The 15,926-nt window shown below is 73.4% G+C and carries 17 protein-coding genes and 1 pseudogene; 8 read left to right on the forward strand and 10 right to left on the reverse strand.

All coding sequences use genetic code 11. The features are described from left to right. Positions 1-309 precede the first annotated feature (309 nt). A complete protein-coding gene (locus AB0K34_RS00660; RefSeq protein ID WP_301175689.1) occupies positions 310-462 on the forward strand; it encodes a hypothetical protein in 153 nt (50 codons plus the stop codon). Between the two features lie 19 nt (positions 463-481). Here AB0K34_RS00660 and AB0K34_RS00665 read toward each other — a convergent pair whose 3' ends face one another. Continuing rightward, on the reverse strand, positions 482-1,015 hold the full coding sequence (locus tag AB0K34_RS00665; RefSeq protein ID WP_301175690.1) for an ATP-binding protein: 534 nt from the start codon (positions 1,013-1,015) through the stop codon (positions 482-484). 134 nt (positions 1,016-1,149) lie between these two features. Between AB0K34_RS00665 and AB0K34_RS00670 the strand changes: the two genes are divergently transcribed. Continuing rightward, on the forward strand, positions 1,150-2,550 hold the full coding sequence (locus tag AB0K34_RS00670) for a HAMP domain-containing sensor histidine kinase (RefSeq protein WP_301175691.1): 1,401 nt from the start codon (positions 1,150-1,152) through the stop codon (positions 2,548-2,550). Here the strand turns inward: AB0K34_RS00670 and AB0K34_RS00675 are convergent. Continuing rightward, positions 2,525-3,400: an NAD(P)-binding domain-containing protein gene (locus tag AB0K34_RS00675; RefSeq protein WP_301175692.1), complete on the reverse strand. Its 876-nt coding sequence runs from the start codon at positions 3,398-3,400 to the stop codon at positions 2,525-2,527. The two genes, AB0K34_RS00670 and AB0K34_RS00675, sit on opposite strands and share 26 nt — an antisense overlap. Positions 3,401-3,504: 104 nt before the next feature. Between AB0K34_RS00675 and AB0K34_RS00680 the strand changes: the two genes are divergently transcribed. From AB0K34_RS00680 to AB0K34_RS00695, 4 genes are all read left to right on the forward strand, one after another. Continuing rightward, entirely contained in the window at positions 3,505-6,561 is a 3,057-nt protein-coding gene (locus AB0K34_RS00680; RefSeq protein WP_301175693.1) for a BTAD domain-containing putative transcriptional regulator, read from the forward strand. Then, on the forward strand, positions 6,558-7,442 hold the full coding sequence (locus AB0K34_RS00685) for an arylamine N-acetyltransferase (protein ID WP_301175694.1): 885 nt from the start codon (positions 6,558-6,560) through the stop codon (positions 7,440-7,442). Before AB0K34_RS00680 ends, AB0K34_RS00685 begins: the two co-directional genes overlap by 4 nt. A gap of 62 nt (positions 7,443-7,504) precedes the next feature. Then, positions 7,505-8,056, forward strand: a complete 552-nt coding sequence (locus AB0K34_RS00690) for a hemerythrin domain-containing protein (protein ID WP_171069312.1) — start codon at positions 7,505-7,507, stop codon at positions 8,054-8,056. Positions 8,057-8,116: 60 nt separating this feature from the next. Then, complete coding sequence (locus AB0K34_RS00695; RefSeq protein ID WP_138640053.1) at positions 8,117-8,305, forward strand: hypothetical protein; 189 nt, start codon at positions 8,117-8,119, stop codon at positions 8,303-8,305. Between the two features lie 22 nt (positions 8,306-8,327). On the opposite strand, the gene AB0K34_RS00700 is transcribed toward AB0K34_RS00695, so the two are convergent. From AB0K34_RS00700 to AB0K34_RS00710, 3 genes are all read right to left on the reverse strand, one after another. Next, complete coding sequence (locus tag AB0K34_RS00700; protein ID WP_364544299.1) at positions 8,328-9,104, reverse strand: MgtC/SapB family protein; 777 nt, start codon at positions 9,102-9,104, stop codon at positions 8,328-8,330. A 91-nt stretch (positions 9,105-9,195) separates the two neighbouring features. Further along, positions 9,196-9,387: a hypothetical protein gene (locus tag AB0K34_RS00705; RefSeq protein WP_364544302.1), complete on the reverse strand. Its 192-nt coding sequence runs from the start codon at positions 9,385-9,387 to the stop codon at positions 9,196-9,198. Positions 9,388-9,398: 11 nt separating this feature from the next. Beyond that, positions 9,399-9,758: a DUF3140 domain-containing protein gene (locus AB0K34_RS00710; RefSeq protein ID WP_301173811.1), complete on the reverse strand. Its 360-nt coding sequence runs from the start codon at positions 9,756-9,758 to the stop codon at positions 9,399-9,401. 109 nt (positions 9,759-9,867) lie between these two features. On the opposite strand from AB0K34_RS00710, the gene AB0K34_RS00715 reads away from it, so the two are divergent. Continuing rightward, positions 9,868-11,334, forward strand: coding sequence for an ornithine decarboxylase (locus AB0K34_RS00715; RefSeq protein ID WP_301173810.1), 1,467 nt, complete (start codon positions 9,868-9,870; stop codon positions 11,332-11,334). On the opposite strand, the gene AB0K34_RS00720 is transcribed toward AB0K34_RS00715, so the two are convergent. Further along, the gene (locus AB0K34_RS00720) at positions 11,321-12,169 is read right to left on the reverse strand and encodes a polysaccharide deacetylase family protein (protein WP_301173809.1); all 849 of its coding nucleotides are present in this window, start codon (positions 12,167-12,169) and stop codon (positions 11,321-11,323) included. The two genes, AB0K34_RS00715 and AB0K34_RS00720, sit on opposite strands and share 14 nt — an antisense overlap. A gap of 126 nt (positions 12,170-12,295) precedes the next feature. Between AB0K34_RS00720 and AB0K34_RS00725 the strand changes: the two genes are divergently transcribed. After that, on the forward strand, positions 12,296-13,129 hold the full coding sequence (locus tag AB0K34_RS00725) for a phosphoribosylaminoimidazolesuccinocarboxamide synthase (RefSeq protein ID WP_301173808.1): 834 nt from the start codon (positions 12,296-12,298) through the stop codon (positions 13,127-13,129). A gap of 21 nt (positions 13,130-13,150) precedes the next feature. On the opposite strand, the gene AB0K34_RS00730 is transcribed toward AB0K34_RS00725, so the two are convergent. The 4 genes and pseudogenes from AB0K34_RS00730 to AB0K34_RS00745 all read right to left on the reverse strand — a co-directional run bounded on the left by AB0K34_RS00730 (position 13,151) and on the right by AB0K34_RS00745 (position 15,804). Continuing rightward, complete coding sequence (locus tag AB0K34_RS00730) at positions 13,151-13,546, reverse strand: YccF domain-containing protein (protein WP_301173807.1); 396 nt, start codon at positions 13,544-13,546, stop codon at positions 13,151-13,153. A gap of 75 nt (positions 13,547-13,621) precedes the next feature. Then, positions 13,622-13,936, reverse strand: coding sequence for a thioredoxin (gene trxA, locus AB0K34_RS00735; RefSeq protein ID WP_301173806.1), 315 nt, complete (start codon positions 13,934-13,936; stop codon positions 13,622-13,624). A gap of 43 nt (positions 13,937-13,979) precedes the next feature. Then, positions 13,980-14,312, reverse strand: a pseudogene (locus AB0K34_RS00740) (MerR family transcriptional regulator); the annotation flags it as partial. A gap of 139 nt (positions 14,313-14,451) precedes the next feature. After that, positions 14,452-15,804 (reverse strand): glycosyl hydrolase family 18 protein, encoded by a 1,353-nt coding sequence (locus AB0K34_RS00745; RefSeq protein WP_301173805.1) that lies wholly within the window; start codon positions 15,802-15,804, stop codon positions 14,452-14,454. Positions 15,805-15,926 lie beyond the last annotated feature (122 nt).

Here is a 15,926-nt window from a genome sequence, read left to right on the forward strand (position 1 = left end):
CGGGAATTCCTGATTGACACCGCCCGGAATCTATGGCTAACTATTCCGCATGGAGCTTTGATACCTCTTCGGTCGAGCCGCCCCGGCACCGCGTACCGGCATCGCGCACGGCACTGCGTACCAGCACTTCGTACCAGTTTCGTACCAGCACTGCCCGCCGCCGTGACTCCGGGCCCGCTCCCACTCCTCCCGTAGCGCACTTCTCCGCACCCGCGGGTCTCCTGACCTGCGGTGCCGTCGCGCGCTCCCCTTTTTCCATCGTCGGTCCTTTCGCGGCCGAATTCACGACCGCCCGGAGGTGCTGTCTTCATGCGTGCCATTAACAACCCCGAAAGCGACCCCTTCGCCAAGTTCCAGAAGAAGGGCAAGCGGAAGAACTCCGATTTCAGGTCGGCCAATCTCGCGAACAACCGCCGCAACACCCGGCAGCTGCCCACCCGGCAGCTCAACCGGGGCCGCTGACCGGCGCCGTCCGCAGCCCTCATCCCCCGCCTCCGCCCCGGCCCCGCGCGGCCGGGGCGGGGGCGGGGAACTCCGCCCACACCACCGTCCGCGGCCCGTCCGCCCGGAACCCCCACCGCGCCGACAGCGCCGCCACGATCCGCATCCCGCGGCCCGTCTCGGCCCCGGCCTCGTCCCGCACGTGCGGCCGCCCGCCGGCCGCGCCGCCGTCGGCGACCTCCAGCCGGACCAGCCCGCTCCCCGCCGCGAGGACGACCGTCACCCGTCCGCCCGCCAGCCCCGACGCCGTGTGCGTGACCGCGTTCGCGACCAGCTCGCTCACCACCAGCACCAGGTCGTCCACCGCGGGGAGGCCGGCCGCCGCGTCCCGGACGAAGCCCCGCGCGACCCCGACCGACCGCCGCGTCCCCGGTAGCGTGACCGCGCCGATCACGCGCGCCCCGCCTCCGGCAACGGCTCCGCCGCGCCGGGCGGAACCGGGTCCGAGGCCCGGCCCGCCGGCCAGAGCGGCCTGCGACACGTCGTCGACGCCCACCGCGGCAACTCCCTTCACGTCCGGAAAGTCGCCCGTCACCCCGGCAGTACGGTCCCGCCCCCGCCGCGCGTTCAGCCTGATCAGGTGCACCCGGCCGGATGACTACGCTGAGCAGTGGAAGATGACGGTGAGTACCGCCCGGGGGATCGGCTGTGACGACGGAGAGGCGGGAGCGCGCCCGCCGGTGGCGAGCGCGCCTGCTCTTCTCGGTGCGCGGGCGCGCGACCATCCTCACCGTGGCGGTGTCCGCGCTGGTCCTGGCCGTCGTGTTCGTCCTGCTGATGCTCCTCGCCCGGGACTGGGCGCGGAACAGGGTCTCCGACAACGCGCAGCGGACCGCCGAGCGGATCGCGTTCGACATCACCACGGGCGCGAACCGCGGCGATCTCACCGTCCGCCCCGGCGAGGCGCCCCTGGTGCAGGTCGTGACCCCGGACGGGCGGGTCGTGGCGGCGAGCGAGGCCGTCCGGGGACGTCCGGCGCTGGTGCGGGCCGAGCTGAGGCGGGGCGTCCTGCTCGTCGACGAGCGGGTCTGCCCCGGGTTCCGCGACGGCTGCGTGTGGGCGTTCGGCATGCGCCTGCGGGAGTCGCCGTGGGGGCCGGGCGTGATGGTCGTGGCGGCGGCGCCGATGCCGACCCTGCTGAACGTGTGGCTGCTGCCGCTCGGCATCGCCCTCGTCCTCACCGCGCTCCTCGCCCTGATCGCCTGGTGGACGTGGCACACGGTGGGCCGGACGCTGGTCCCGATCGACCGGCTGCGCACCGAGCTCGCCGCCGTCGGCGCCCACGGCCTGGACCGGCGGGTCCCCGTCCCGGGGACGTTCGGCGAGATCCAGGCGCTCTCCGAGACGGTCAACGCCACGCTGGCGCGGCTGGAGGAGGCGTCCGACCGGGAGCGCCGGTTCGTCTCGGACGCCTCGCACGACCTGCGGAACCCGATCGCCGGGCTGCAGACGCGGCTGGAGGTCGCGCTGGACGAACCGGACGACTACCCGTGGAAGCCGATGGTCCGGTCGGCCCTCGGCGACGTGCGGCGGCTGAACGACATCGTGGTCGACCTGCTGGAGCTGTCCCGCCTCGACGCCCGTACCCCGCGCCCCCTCGAACGCGTCGACCTCGCCGAGCTGGTCCGCCGCGAGGTGGCGCGGCGCGACGACCGCGTCCCCGTGGAGACCCGGCTGGCGCCGGGCGCCGTCGTCACGGCCAACACGGTGCGGCTCGGCCGGGTGCTCGGCAACCTGCTGAACAACGCCGAACGGCACGCCGAGTCGCGCATCCGGGTCACCGTGGACCGCGACGCCGGCGACGCCGTCCTGGAGGTGCTGGACGACGGCGCCGGCATCCCGCCGGAGTCGCGCGAGCGGGTCTTCGAGCGGTTCGCCCGGCTTCCGGAGTCGCGCGCCCGCGACCCGCAGGGCACCGGGCTCGGCCTGCCCATCGCCCGCGAGATCGCCGAGATCTACGGCGGCACGCTCCGCGTCGCCGACAGCCCGCGCGGCGCCCGCTTCGTCCTGCGGCTCCCGCTCGTCACGGACGCCGCCGGATCGCGGTGACGACCGAGGCGAGTCCGTCGGCGCCGTGGCCGGCGTCCACGGCGCGCCAGAACAGGTCCCGGAGCGCGCGGGGCCAGGCGGTGTCGATCCCGGCCTCCCGCGCCGCCTCGACGACGTGGTCGGCGCCGACCGCCTGCATCCGGAGGCTGTTCGCCTCGCCCGGGAACGCGCCGGCGTCGATCTCCTCGGCGAGGATCTTCAGGAAGCCCATCGGGCCGTCCGCGGCCAGCTCGCGCAGGGTCGTCGCGGCGAACGGCTGGAACTGCCGGGCCGACACGCCAGCGGTCTCCAGCAGGGCGATGGCGTGCATGTAGGCGGTCAGCGTCGACCAGAACAGGAACAGCTGGGACTGGTAGTACAGCATCGCCAGACCGGGGTCGGTGCCGACGAACGTGACGTCCCCTAGCTCGGTGAGGGCTTCCTTGTGGCGGTCCAGTTCTTCCTCTGGGCCGCTGTAGAAGACGTACGAACCCGGCTGGCCGATGCCAGGCGGCGGCACCATGATGCCGCCGGTAACCAGGACGCCGCCGTTCGCGGACGTCCATTCGCTCGCCCGGCGCAGTTCGTCCGGGCTGCCGGAGCTGAGGTTGACGACGACGCGCCCCTTGAGGTCGACGCCGTGCAGGGAGTCGTACATCGCCTGGTAGTCGGTCTGGCTGACGACGACCAGTTCGGACGCCGCGACCGCTTCGGCGGCCGTCGGAGCCAGGGTCGCGCCTGCCTCGACCAAGGGCGCCGCCTTGGACGCGGTCCGGTTCCACAACGTGGTCGGGTGGCCGTTCTTGAGGAACGTCCTGGCCATCGTCGCGCCCATGGGGCCGAGGCCGATGACCGTCACTGGAGACTTCACGGGTTCCTCCTGATAGTGCGTTCTGCAGTGCGTGGCCTTCACCTTCGTCTTGGCCGCTACGGAACGGCTGCGGGTCCGTCCGTAGCGGTGGCTACGCTGGCGCCGTGCGTTTCGGGGTGTTGGGGCCGCTCGCGGTGTGGACGGACGACGGGACGCCCGTCCACGTCCCGGAAGCGAAGGTCCGCACGCTCCTCGCCGTCCTGCTCATCGATCCGGGGCGTCCCGTCTCCGCTGACCGGCTCATCGACGCGCTCTGGGGCGACGCGCCGCCGCGCAACCCGTCCGGAACGCTCCAGGCCCGGATCTCCCAGCTGAGGAAGGTGCTGGACGGCGCCGAGCCGGGGGCGCGGAGGTTGGTCGTCCTGCGTCCACCCGGATACGCGCTCGACGTCGCCCCGGACGTGGTGGACGCCGCCCGGTTCACCGCGCTCCACGCCCACCCGGCCGCAGATCCCCTCGCCCGCAAGCGGCGTCTCGGTGACGCGCTGGCGCTGTGGCGCGGCCCCGCCTACGCCGACTTCGCCGACGCGGAGTTCGCCCGGCCGTCCATCACCGCGCTGGAGGAGGGCCGACTCGCCGCGCTGGAGGCTCTTGCCGAGGCGCGGCTCGAACTGGGCGAGCACGCCGCGGTCGCGGCCGAGCTAGCCGAAGCGGTGGCCCTGCATCCGCTGCGCGAACGGCTGCGTGCCGCACACCTGCGCGCGCTCCACCGGGCCGGACGGCAGGCCGAGGCACTCGCGAGCTACCACGATCTGCGCGCGCGCCTGGCCGACGAGCTGGGCGTCGATCCGAGCCCCGAATTGGCGGCGCTCTACCAGTCGATGCTCGAAACCGAGGCCGTCCCGCCGCAGCGCCCAGCCCCCGCACCGCCAGCCCCGCTCGGCGAACTCATCGGGCGCGAGGACGACGTCCGGCACACCCGCGCGCTGCTGGCCGAGCACCGCCTGGTGACTCTGACCGGGCCCGGCGGCGTGGGCAAGACCAGGCTGGCGCTGGAGACGGCCGCGCGGTCACTCGCCGACCACCCCGACGGCGTGTGGACGGTCGAGCTGGCCACGGCCGGCGACGTGGCCGGGCAGGTCGCCCGCGTGCTGGGCCTTCGCGACGAGTCCGCCGAGCGGCCGTTGGCCGACGCGCTGCGCGGGCGGCGGGCGCTGCTCGTCCTGGACAACTGCGAGCACGTGCTCGACCCGGTCGCGGAGCTGGCCGGGCGGCTGCTCGCGGACGCGCCGGGCTTGCGGATCCTCGCGACGTCCAGGGAGCCACTGGGCGTGCCCGGGGAGCGGCTGCAGATCGTCCCGCCGCTCGGGCTGCCCGGCCCGGAGAGCGCACCGGAGGCGCTGCTGGAGTCCGCCGCCGTGCGGCTGTTCGTCGCGCGGGCCGCCGCCGCGTCGCCCGGGTTCGCGCTCGACGCGGGCACCGCGCCCTGGGTCGCGTCGATCTGCCGGCGGCTGGACGGCCTGCCGCTCGCGCTGGAACTGGCGGCGACCCGCGTCCGCGGGCTCGGCGCGCGGGACCTGGCGGCGCGGCTGGACGACCGGTTCCGGCTGCTGGCGGGCGGGCGGCACGGCGGCCCGGCCCGGCAGCGGACGCTCCGCGCGGTGATCGACTGGAGCTGGGAGCCGCTGCCCGAGCCCGAGCGGCGGGCGCTGCGGCGCCTCGCCGTGCACGCGGGCGGCTGCACGCTGGACGCCGCCGAGGCCGTCGGCGATACCGACGCCGGCGTGCTCGCCCGGCTCGTCGACCGGTCCCTCGCCGTCCGGACGGACGACGGCCGCTACCGGCTGCTGGAGTCGGTCGCCGCCTACAGCCTGGAGCGCCTGCGCGAGGCGGGCGAGGAGGACGAGTTCCGCCGCCGCCACGCCGCCCACTACACCGCCCTGGCCGAGCAGGCGGCCGAACAGCTGCGCGGCCCGGAGCAGGGCCACTGGTTGGAGCGGCTCGATCAGGAGGCCGCGAACCTGAACGCGGCCCTGCACACCGCCCCGGGATTCCAGCTGGTGAACGCCCTCGGCTGGTACTGGTACCTACGCGGACGGTTCGGAGACGCACGACGTGCGCTCGCCAAGGCACTCTCTGCCGACCCACAGGCGTCCCCGGCCAGAACTGAAGCCGAGACCTGGCTGACCGCCTTCACCATGCTGGTCGGCGAAGGCACCGATTCCGAAGAGCTGCGCAGAGCGGCGCTGAAGGACGACAGGGATCCGCTGGCCAGGGCCAAGGCGGAGTGGCTGCTGAGTCACGTCCACTGGGCATACGGCGATCTGGCCGCGAACGAGGAACGCGTTGAGCGGGCCCTCGCCGTGTTCCGCGCGCGCGCCGATCGCTGGTTCACGGCCGCCGCGCTCGCGACCCGGGCCAAGTTCGCCCTGGGCCGCGGTGACCTGCCCGCCCTGGCGCAGGACGCCGCCGAGAGCATGGCGATCTTCGATGACCTCGGCGACCCGTGGGGGCGGCTGGAGGCCGCCGACGCCCTCGCCCGCCTGGCCGAGACCACCGGCGACTACGACGCGGCGGCCCGGCACCTGCGGGACGGGCTCCGGCTCGCCGAGGAGCTGCGGATGTGGCCCGAGGTCTCCTTCCGGCTCGCCGGCCTCGGCCGCGTCGCGCTGCTCACCGGCGCCCTCGGCGAGGCCCGCGACCTGCACGAGCGGGCGCTCGACCTCGCGCGCCGGCACGCCGCGCGGTCCGCCGAGGAGTTCGCCGAGGTCGGGCTCGGGCTCGTCGCCCGGGCGCGCGGCGACCTCGACGCCGCCGAGGCCCATCTGCGGGCGCGGCTCGGCTGGCTGCGCGGCATCGGTGGGACGGCCGGCATCGCGTTCGTGCACGCCCAGCTCGGGTTCGTCGCCGAGGAGCGCGGCGACGCGCGCGCGGCCCGCGCCCTCCACACCGAGGGCCTCGCCGCCGCCCGCGCCATCGGCGACCCGCGCGCGATCGCCCTCGCGCTGGAAGGGCTCGCCGGGGCCCGCTCCCTGGCCGGCGAGCACGAGGCCGCCGCCGGTCTGCTGGCCGAGGCGGCGGCGCTGCGCGCGGACTCCGGCGCGCCGCTGCCGCCGGGCGAACGACGCGACGTCGACCGGATCGCCCGCCGGATCCGGGACGCGGGAAAGATCCGCGCCGCGTCCGGCGTTACCCCTGAAACCGGCGAGGGAGAGTCATGAGCGAGGATCTCGGTTACGGGTGGCAGGGCGAGCTGCTGGACCTGCCCGCCTACCTGAAGCGCGTCGGATACGACGGCGATCTGGCGCCGACCGAGGCGACGCTGCGGGCGCTGCACCGGGCGCACGTCACGTCCATCCCGTTCGAGAACCTGGAGATCATGCTCGGGCGGCCCGTCGAGATGTCGCTTGAGGCCGTCCAGGCGAAACTGGTCGGGCGGTCGCGCGGCGGCTACTGCTTCGAGCACAACCGGCTGTTCGCGGCGGTGCTGGAACGGCTCGGGTTCGAGGTCGCGGCGCTCTCCGGACGGGTCATGCTCGGCGCGGAGCGCCTCCGGCCGCCGACGCACGCGCTGCTGCACGTCCGTCCCCCGGAGCAGCCGCGCGACGAGCCCGCCTGGCTGTGCGACGTCGGGTTCGGCGCCGGGCCGCTGGAGCCGCTGCCGTTCACCGACGGCGCGGAGGCCGTCCAGGACGGCTGGGCCTTCCGGCTCCAGCGGGGCCGCGTCGCCACGGCGCTCGGCCCCGACAAGGCCGACTGGGAGATGCACCAGCGCGGGACGGACGGCTGGATCCGGCGGCACATGTTCGCCCTGAACGAGGTGTTCCGCGTCGACTTCGACGTGCTGAACTACTACGTCTACGCCAATCCCCGGTCGCCGTTCACCGCCCGCCCGTTCGTGCAGCGTTTCTCCCCCGAAGCCCTCCGCGTCCTGGACGGGACGACGCTGTCGATCACCCGGCCGGACGGCGCGTCCGAGTCCCGCGAGCTGGCCCCCGAGGACCTGCCCGAGACGCTCGCCCGCGACTTCGGGATCGTCCTGGACGGCGACGACGTCCCCCGCCTCGTCGATTTCGTCCGCGGCCGGGCCGCGCCGGCGTGAGCCGGGGTTGAACTCCGCCCTCCGGGTATCGCCTCCCTCGAACCATGACGAGGAGGATGACCATGGCCGAGAAGGCCGAGAACGTCGTCGACCTGCTGCTCGCGCAGCACGATGAGATCCGCCGGCTGGCGTCGACCGTGGAGAGCAGCCGCGGCGAGGCGCGCAAGCGCGCCTTCGACGAGCTGCGCCGGCTTCTCGCGGTGCACGAGACCGCCGAGGAGGAGATCGTCCACCCGTTCGCCCGCCATGCCATCGGGAACGGCTCCCATGTGGTCGACGACCGGCTGCAGGAGGAGAACGAGGCCAAGGGCGCCCTGGCGGAGCTGGAGAAGATGAACACCGACTCCCCGGACTTCGAGGAGAAGTTCGCCCGGTTCCACCGGGACGTGGAGGCGCACGCCACGCACGAGGAGCGCGAGGAGTTCCCGCGCATCCGGCAGGACGCGACGCCCGAGCAGCTGCGCGGCATGGCGGCGGCCGTGCGCGCCGCCGAGGCGGTCGCGCCGACGCACCCGCACCAGGGCACCGAGTCGGCCGCCAAGAACCTCGCGGTCGGCCCGGTGGCCGCCGTCGCCGACCGCGTCCGCGACGCCATCGGCAAGGTCCGCAGCTGACGATCGCCGGGGCGGCCCCGGCGCCGGGGCCGCCCCGCCCGGCCCGCGAGGAGGGGCGAAATGACCGACAAGAAGAGGGACGAGGACAAGCCGCTCGCCGACCGGCGCGCCGAGGCCGACGCGCCGCAGGAGGAGGACGCGGACTTCGCGGACGAGCACGCGCCCGGCCCGACCGACCCGCCGATCGCCGAGGCCGAGACCCCGGGCGGGGAGGACGACGGCTACAGCCCGCAGACGCGCGTCCCCTAGCGGCGCGCGCCCGGCCGGGCGGCTACTCCCGGTCGTCGTCGTGGTCGGCGCCGACCGTGACGCCGACGACGTCGTCCAGTTCGCTGAGGTGCGCGGTGAGGTCCGGGATCGAGCCGGTGCCCTCCAGCACGATCGACACCACGGCGTTGCCGAGCCGCCGCCGGTCGTCCGGCTCGCGGCGGTCGCGGCGCTCGTCCCGGCCGCGGTCGGAGTCGTCCGGCAGGTACTCGCGGTCGATGCTGACCTCCAGGATGATGAAGCCGCGCCGCGTGCACTCCATCAGGACCCGCCGCAGCGCGCCGCGCCCGTCCCGGTAGACGAGCCGCATGCGGGCGAGCCCCGCGGGGCGGAACCGCTCCAGCGGCAGCCGCCGCGTCACCGCGCTCAGCCCGTACACGACGAGGAAGTGGACGCCCGTCACCGCCACCGCGAGGATCGGCAGCCCGCCGCCCGCCGCCATGCCGACCGCCGCCGTCACCCACACGACCGCCGCCGTGGTCAGCCCGCGCACCGCGTCCCGCCGGACGAAGATCAGCCCGCCGCCGATGAAGCCGATGCCGGACACGATCTGCGCCGCCACCCGGGACGGGTCGAGCGACACGTTGCCCGGCACGTCCTCGAACCCGTACTTGCTGACCAGCATGAACAGCGCCGCGCCGACGCCGACGAGGGTGTGCGTGCGCAGGCCCGCGCTCTTGTTGCGCAGCCCGCGCTCCAGCCCGATCGCGGCCGACAGCACCATCGCCAGCAGCAGCTCCCCGATCTGGACGAACCCCTGGCCCGGCGATAGCTCGATCACCTTTCGTCCCTACCCTCCCGCCGTGTCCCACAAGCCGCGCACGCGTGCGCGGGCCGCCCCGGTCGTCCACCGGGGCGGCCCGCGCGACCGCTCAGTCGGGGTGCGGCGGCCGCTGGCCCGGCGGGACCCCGCCGCCCTTGCCGCCGCCCTTCTTCCCCTTGTCGGTGCCGTGCGCGTGGCCCTTGCGCCGCGTCATCTTCGGGTCGGTGGCCTCCGGCGCCGGCTCCTCGGTCACGGCGGTCCGCTCCGACCGCCGCATCTCGGGCTGCTGCGGATTCGGCATGATCACGCCTCCTATGCGGTGGACGGCTCGGGCCGGAGCGGGTCGTGCCCCACGCTCATCAGCTCGTGCCGCCACCCGTCGTCCCGTTCCGCGTTCGGCGGACGGTTGTCGAGATGGTCCTCGACGAAGTCCACGACCTCCTGCATCAGCTCGGCGTCGCTCTCGGTGAGGTCGACCTTCCGCTTGCGCAGCACGTCGACCACGCGGGCGCCGAGTTCGTTCACCCCCGGGCCGGGGCCGGGCTCGGGGAACGCGGTCTCGCCCGAGGCGTCCGTGAGCAGCCACGTCCGCAGCTCGTCGGAGGTCATGTTGACGAGCCGGTGGAAGTCCTCCCAGGCCAGCTCGACCTCAGCCGGTATGCGATCGTTCATCGGTCACTCCCTCTCGGCCGTTCACGCCCCGCCCTACCCGTTGATTGGCGTCGCATTCGCCCTCTTTGTCCGCGCGTTACTCGGCGGGCCTCCCGGGAAGCACCCCGCCATGGACCACTCGCACGCCCCCGTCCTCGACGCCCTCGCCGCCTACCACCGCGAGGACCAGCTCCCCTTCACGCCGCCCGGCCACAAGCAGGGCCGCGGCGCCGACCCGCGCGTGCGGGACGTGCTGGGCGACGCGGTGTTCCGCTCGGACCTGCTGGCGATCTCCGGCCTGGACGACCGCATGTCGAGCGGCAAGGTCCTGGAGCGGGCGCAGGAGCTGATGGCGGACGCCGTCCACGCCGAGCAGACGTTCTTCTCGACGTGCGGCAGCTCGCTGTCGGTCAAGAGCGCCATGCTGTCCGTCGCGGGCCCCGGCGAGAAGCTCGTCGTCGGCCGGGACGCCCACAAGTCGGTCGTGTCCGGCCTGATCCTGTCCGGCGTCCGCCCGATCTGGGTGGACCCGCAGTGGGACGCGTCCCGGCACCTGGCGCACCCGCCGACCGCCGAGGCGTTCGCCGCCCGCCTCGACGAGCACCCCGACGCGCGCGGCGCCCTCGTCACCAGCCCCACCCCGTACGGGACGTGCGCCGACCTCACCGCGATCGCCGTGGCCTGCCACGACCGCGGCAAACCGCTCATCGTGGACGAGGCGTGGGGCGCGCACCTGCCGTTCCATCCCGACCTGCCGACCTGGGCCATGGACTCCGGCGCCGACGTGTGCGTCACGAGCGTCCACAAGATGGGCGCCGGACTCGAACAGGGCTCGGTCTTCCACCAGCAGGGGAGCCTCGTCGCCCCGTCCGTGCTGAAGGCCCGCGAGGACCTGCTCGGCACCACCAGCCCGTCCGTCCTGCTCTACGCAGGGCTGGACGGGTGGCGGCGGCAGATGGTGGAGCACGGCCACGCGCTGCTCCAGGACGCGCTCCACCTGGCCTCCCGCGTCCGCGCGGAGATCTCCGCGATCCCCGGGTTCGACGTCCAGGGACCCGACGAGTTCACCGGCCCCGGGCTCGCGCACGACCTCGACCCGCTGCCCGTCGTCATCGACATCGCCGGCCTCGGCGTCCCCGGCTACCGCGCCGCCGACTGGCTGCGCGAGCACCACCGCGTCAACCTCCACCTGTCCGACCACCGGCGGATCAGCGCGCAGCTCACCTTCGCCGACGACGCGGACACGGCCGCGCGCCTCCTCACCGCCCTGCACGACCTCCACGCGCACATCGGCGACCTCGCGGGCGCGCCGGCCGTCGAGGTGCCGTCGCCGGCGGAGCTGCGGCTGGAACTGGTCGTGCTGCCGCGCGACGCGTTCTTCGGCCCGGCCGAGCAGGTGCCGGCGTCCGAGGCCGCGGGCCGCGTCAGCGCCGAGATGCTGACCCCGTACCCGCCGGGCATCCCGGCCGTCCTGCCGGGCGAGCGGATCACCTCGCCCGTGCTGGACTACCTGCGCTCCGGCGTGTCCGCCGGGATGGTCGTGCCGGACGCGGCCGACTCGTCCCTCAAGAGCGTCCGGGTGTTTATCGAGGAGTGACGCGAGTGACGTAGTCCTCAAGGCGTGCGGCGGCGAAGCCCTGCCGCCGGATGCGCTTCAGCATGTTGGCGAACATCTCCGTCATCGTCGCGCCCTTGAGCTGCTCCGGGCCCCGGAAGTGAGCCAGCAGGATGTCACCCGGGTGCAGCTTCTTGTTGGCGTCGTCGTACTGCATGTCGTGGATCTGCATGGACGCCCGCCACATGACGATCCCGTCGATGCCGCACTCGCGGGCCGCCTGCTGCGTGGCCCAGTTCCAGCGCCCGAAGGGCGGCCTGAGCAGGGTGGGTCTCGTCCCGTACTGCTTGGCGAGCACCTTCTGGGCGCCGCAGATCTCGCGCTTCTGGCCGTCCAGCCCCAGGGTCGGCAGGACGGGATGGGTCATCGTGTGGTTCTGGACGTGGTTCCCCAGCGCCTGCAAGGGCTTGAAGTAGCCGTAGTCGTCCTGGATGACGTTGTCGGTGAGGAACATGGTGACGGGCACCCGGAGGTCGGTCAGCATCTGGACGAACCGGGGGTCCTTCTCCTGCCCGTCATCGATCGTGATGAAGACGACACGCTGATCGGTCGGGACCTTGTCGAAGACCGTCACAGGCCCTTCGCCGCCGAGCTTGAGCGGCCTCTCCGGCGGCGGGGCGGGCGCGGGCGGCAGCGGTTTGAGGCCCCACTTCGCCCACTCGGCCGCCTCGTCCCGGGCGGCCGGCGTCGCGGCCGGCGCCGGCTCCCGCTCCGCCGGCGGGGCGGCGCCGCCGTCCCGCCCGGACGCCTCGCAGCCCTTGGCCCCCAGCAACGCCAGCAGCACCGCGGCGGCGACGGCCGCACGCAACGCCCCCACAGCCCGAAAAGCCCGCACCCCGGAGCCTCCCCCACCCGACTGATCAGAACCTATCGGCCCTCGTGGGGGCGCCGGGCGGCACTGTGCCAGACTCCTACCGGGCAGGACCGCTAGCTGAGGAGCGACATGGAGCTGATCCACTCGGGGAAGGTCAGGGACGTCTACGCGGACGGCGACGAGCTGATCCTGGTGGCGTCCGACCGGGTGAGCGTCTACGACGTCGTCCTGCCCACGGAGATCCCCGACAAGGGCAAGATCCTCACGCAGCTGTCGCTGTGGTGGTTCGAGCAGCTCGCCGACGTCATCCCGAACCACGTCGTGTCGGCGACCGACGTGCCGGAGGAGTGGGCCGGCCGCGCCATCCGCTGCCGCCGCCTCACCATGCTCCCCGTCGAGTGGATCGCCCGCGGCCACCTCACCGGCCTCGGCCTCAAGGAGTACGAGAAGAACGGCACCGTCTCCGGGATCGCGCTGCCGGAGGGCCTGGTCGACGCCTCCCGCCTCCCCGAGCCGATCTTCACCCCGACGACGAAGGCCACCGAGGGCCACGACGAGTTCATCACCTACGCCGACGTCGTGCGCGAGATCGGCGAGGACACCGCCGCCCGCCTCAAGGACGTCACGCTGGAGATCTACCGGCGCGGCGCCGCCCTCGCCGCCGAGCGCGGCATCATCATCGCCGACACCAAGCTGGAGTTCGGCCGCGCCGCCGACGGCACGCTCGTCCTGGGCGACGAGGTCCTCACGCCCGACTCGTCCCGGTTCTGGCCGGCCGACGAGTGGGAGCCGGGCCGCCCGCAGCACTCGCTCGACAAGCAGTTCGTCCGCGACTGGAGCAGCACCCTCGACTGGGACCGCACCCCGCCCGGCCCCGCCATCCCGCAGGACGTCGTCGACGCCACCCGCGCCCGCTACACCGAGGTCTACGAGCGGCTGACCGGCACCCCCTGGACGTCCTGACCGGACGCCCGGGGGCGGGGGTCAGAAGGCCGGCCCCTGCGCGTCGCGGGACGAGACGATCTCGTGGCCGAGCGGCAGCAGCGAGATCGGGATCAGCTTGAAGTTGGCGATCCCGAACGGGATGCCGATGATCGTGATGCACAGCAGCAGGCCGGTGAACAGGTGGCCGAGCGCCAGCCACCACCCGGCCACGATGATCCAGATGATGTTGCCGAGCATCGAGCCCGCGCCCGCGCCGCGCTTCGGGACGGTCGTCCGGCCGAACGGCCACAGCGCGAACGCCGCGATGCGGAACGAGGCGATCCCGAACGGGATCGTGATGATCAGGATGCAGCAGATGATCCCGGCGATCGCGTAGCTCACCGCCATCCAGAAGCCCGCCAGGACCAACCAGATCACGTTCAACAGCGTGCGCACGGCGCCCTCCCGACGGTAATGGACCCGTCACGAGCATAGGGGGCGCCGTGCCCGAACGTGATCAGCGCACGGGGGTCAAATGTGGCCGTCGAGCGCGGCCAGCAGCTGCCGCTTGGGCTTCGCGCCGACGATCTGCCGGACGACCTCGCCGTCCCGGTAGAGGTTCAGCGTGGGGAAGCCCATCACGCCGTACCGGGACACGATGTCCGGGTGGTCGTCACCGTTGATCTTCGCCACGGTCAGCCGGTCGCCGTGCTCGGCCTCGATCTCCGCCAGGATCGGCGCGATCATCCGGCACGGCGGGCACCAGTCCGCCCAGAATTCGACCAGTACCGGCTTGCCGCCGCCGAGCACGTGCCGGTCGAAGTTCGCGCTGGTCAGTGTGATCATTCGTCGCCTCCGGTGCGAGCGCGCACCCCGGGCAGGCGCGCGTCAACTGGTCGGCCACGTCCGCGCGGAGCCGGATCAGGGCGCGGATCTCCGCGTCGATCTCCGCCAGCTTCCGCCGGTACACCGCGACGGACTCGGGGCAGGCGGCGCCGTCGGCGTGCCCGGCGCGCAGGCAGTCGACGAACGGCCGGGTGTCGTCCAGGGTGAACCCGGCCGCCAGCAGCGACCGGATCTCGGCGACGAGCCGCACGTCGGACTCCTCGTACTGCCGGTACCCGTTGGACGCCCGCCGCGCCCGCAGCAGCCCCTGCTGCTCGTAGTAGCGCAGCGTGCGGGTGCTGACGCCCGCGCGCTCGGCGAGTTCCCCGATCCGCATCCGCCCTCCTCCGTGGCCGATCGCGACGCTATGCCCTGACACCGGCGTCAAGGTCAAGCCCGGCCCCGGGGACGGTCCCGGTTCCGGGGGCGGGCCCGGCGGCGCGGTGCCGGGCCCGCCCCCGCACTTCACCGGGCCGTCACCGGCCCTGGAGGCCGCGGACGTTGTCGCCGAACGTCCAGCCCTTCGAGCCGTCCCAGTTGATGGACCAGGTCATCAGTCCCTTCAACTGGCCGTTGAAGCGGTTCCATGCCTGGCCGACGAGGCCGGTCGACATGTAGCCGCCGCCGGCGCCCGGCTGCGCGGGCAGCCCCGGCACCTGCTTGTCGTACGGCACCCGGATCGTGGTGCCCTGCACGACGAGCCCGTTGTTCAGGCACTCGGTCTGCTTCACGAAGCCCTCGACCGTCCCGGCCGAGTAGGAGTCGCCCGAGCACCCGTACATGCTGCCGTTGTAGTACTGCATGTTCAGCCACCACAGCCGGCCGTTGTCCGCGTACTTCTTGATGATCGGCAGGTAGGCGCCCCAGATGGAGCCGTAGGTCACGCTGCCGCCGGTCACGTACGCGGTCTCGGGCGCCATCGTGAGCCCGAAGTTGGACGGCATCTGCGCGAGCACGCCGTCGATGATGCGGATCAGGTTGGACTGCGACGCCGACAGCTGCCCGATGCTGCCGCTGCCGGTCAGGCCCGTCTCGATGTCGATGTCGATGCCGTCGAAGTTGTACCGCTTCAGGATCGGCACGACCGTCGCGACGAACCGGTCCGCGACGCTGCTGGAGCTGAGGTCGATGCCGGCGGCGGCGCCGCCGATCGACATCAGGATCGTCGCGCCGGCGGCCTTCGCCGCGCACATCTCGGCGGGCGTGGCGACCTTGACCGTGGAGTCCATGCCGTCCTCCCACAGGACGGTGCCGTCGGACCGGATGACGGGGAACGCCGCGTTGATGACGTTGTAGCCGTGCTGCTTGATGACGGGATTGTCGATGGGCGTCCAACCGAAGGGCGGGTGCACGCCGTTGGACGAGCCGTCCCAGTTCTCCCAGTACCCCTGCAGCACCTTGCCCGCGGGCCGCGACTTGACCGCGCAGGTCTCGTCCCCGGGCGGCTGAGTGGTCGGCGGTGTCGTGGGCGGCGTGGTCGGGGGCGTGGTCGGGGGCGTGGTGGGCGGCGTGGTCGGCGGTGTGGACCCGTCGCACGCTCCCAGGTCGCGCCACAGCGTGGGCGTGGACGCGGGGTTCCAGTTGGCGCCGGGGTAGGCGGTGTGGGCGACGATCGCCTCGTAGCCGTGGGCGCTGTAGGTGACCTTGTCACCCGCCTTGTAGCTGGTGCCCTCGGCCCAGGCCGGATACGTGCAGGCGACCAGGACGTTGGGCTGCGCGGACGACGGCGCGGAGAGCACCACCACCGCGCCGAGCGACAGGACCAGCGCCGCCAGCGCCGACGCCAGCGCCGCGACGGCGGGGGACCATCGCTTGGACGTGATTCTCACGGAACGACTCCTCCAGAACGGGGACAAGAGGAGCCGGTGCAGAGCCAAACAAGTCCCGCGGACGGGACTCTCCCAGGCGCAAGGCGCATACGACCGGCGTGGACGCCACAAGCAGACTAACC

It is taken from the genome of Actinomadura sp. NPDC049382 (genome assembly GCF_040677125.1).
In the GTDB taxonomy this organism is placed as follows: Bacteria; Actinomycetota; Actinomycetes; order Streptosporangiales; family Streptosporangiaceae; genus Spirillospora; species Spirillospora geliboluensis.

Bases quoted from the DNA above. Each gene is read 5' to 3' on its own strand.
- AB0K34_RS00660 (WP_301175689.1), top strand. From the start codon at position 310: ATGCGTGCCATTAACAACCCCGAAAGCGACCCCTTCGCCAAGTTCCAG.
- AB0K34_RS00685 (WP_301175694.1), top strand. From the start codon at position 6,558: ATGAGCGAGGATCTCGGTTACGGGTGGCAGGGCGAGCTGCTGGACCTG.
- trxA (WP_301173806.1), bottom strand. From the start codon at position 13,936: ATGATCACACTGACCAGCGCGAACTTCGACCGGCACGTGCTCGGCGGC.
- AB0K34_RS00695 (WP_138640053.1), top strand. From the start codon at position 8,117: ATGACCGACAAGAAGAGGGACGAGGACAAGCCGCTCGCCGACCGGCGC.
- AB0K34_RS00725 (WP_301173808.1), top strand. From the start codon at position 12,296: ATGGAGCTGATCCACTCGGGGAAGGTCAGGGACGTCTACGCGGACGGC.
- AB0K34_RS00705 (WP_364544302.1), bottom strand. From the start codon at position 9,387: ATGCCGAATCCGCAGCAGCCCGAGATGCGGCGGTCGGAGCGGACCGCC.
- AB0K34_RS00710 (WP_301173811.1), bottom strand. From the start codon at position 9,758: ATGAACGATCGCATACCGGCTGAGGTCGAGCTGGCCTGGGAGGACTTC.
- AB0K34_RS00715 (WP_301173810.1), top strand. From the start codon at position 9,868: ATGGACCACTCGCACGCCCCCGTCCTCGACGCCCTCGCCGCCTACCAC.
- AB0K34_RS00690 (WP_171069312.1), top strand. From the start codon at position 7,505: ATGGCCGAGAAGGCCGAGAACGTCGTCGACCTGCTGCTCGCGCAGCAC.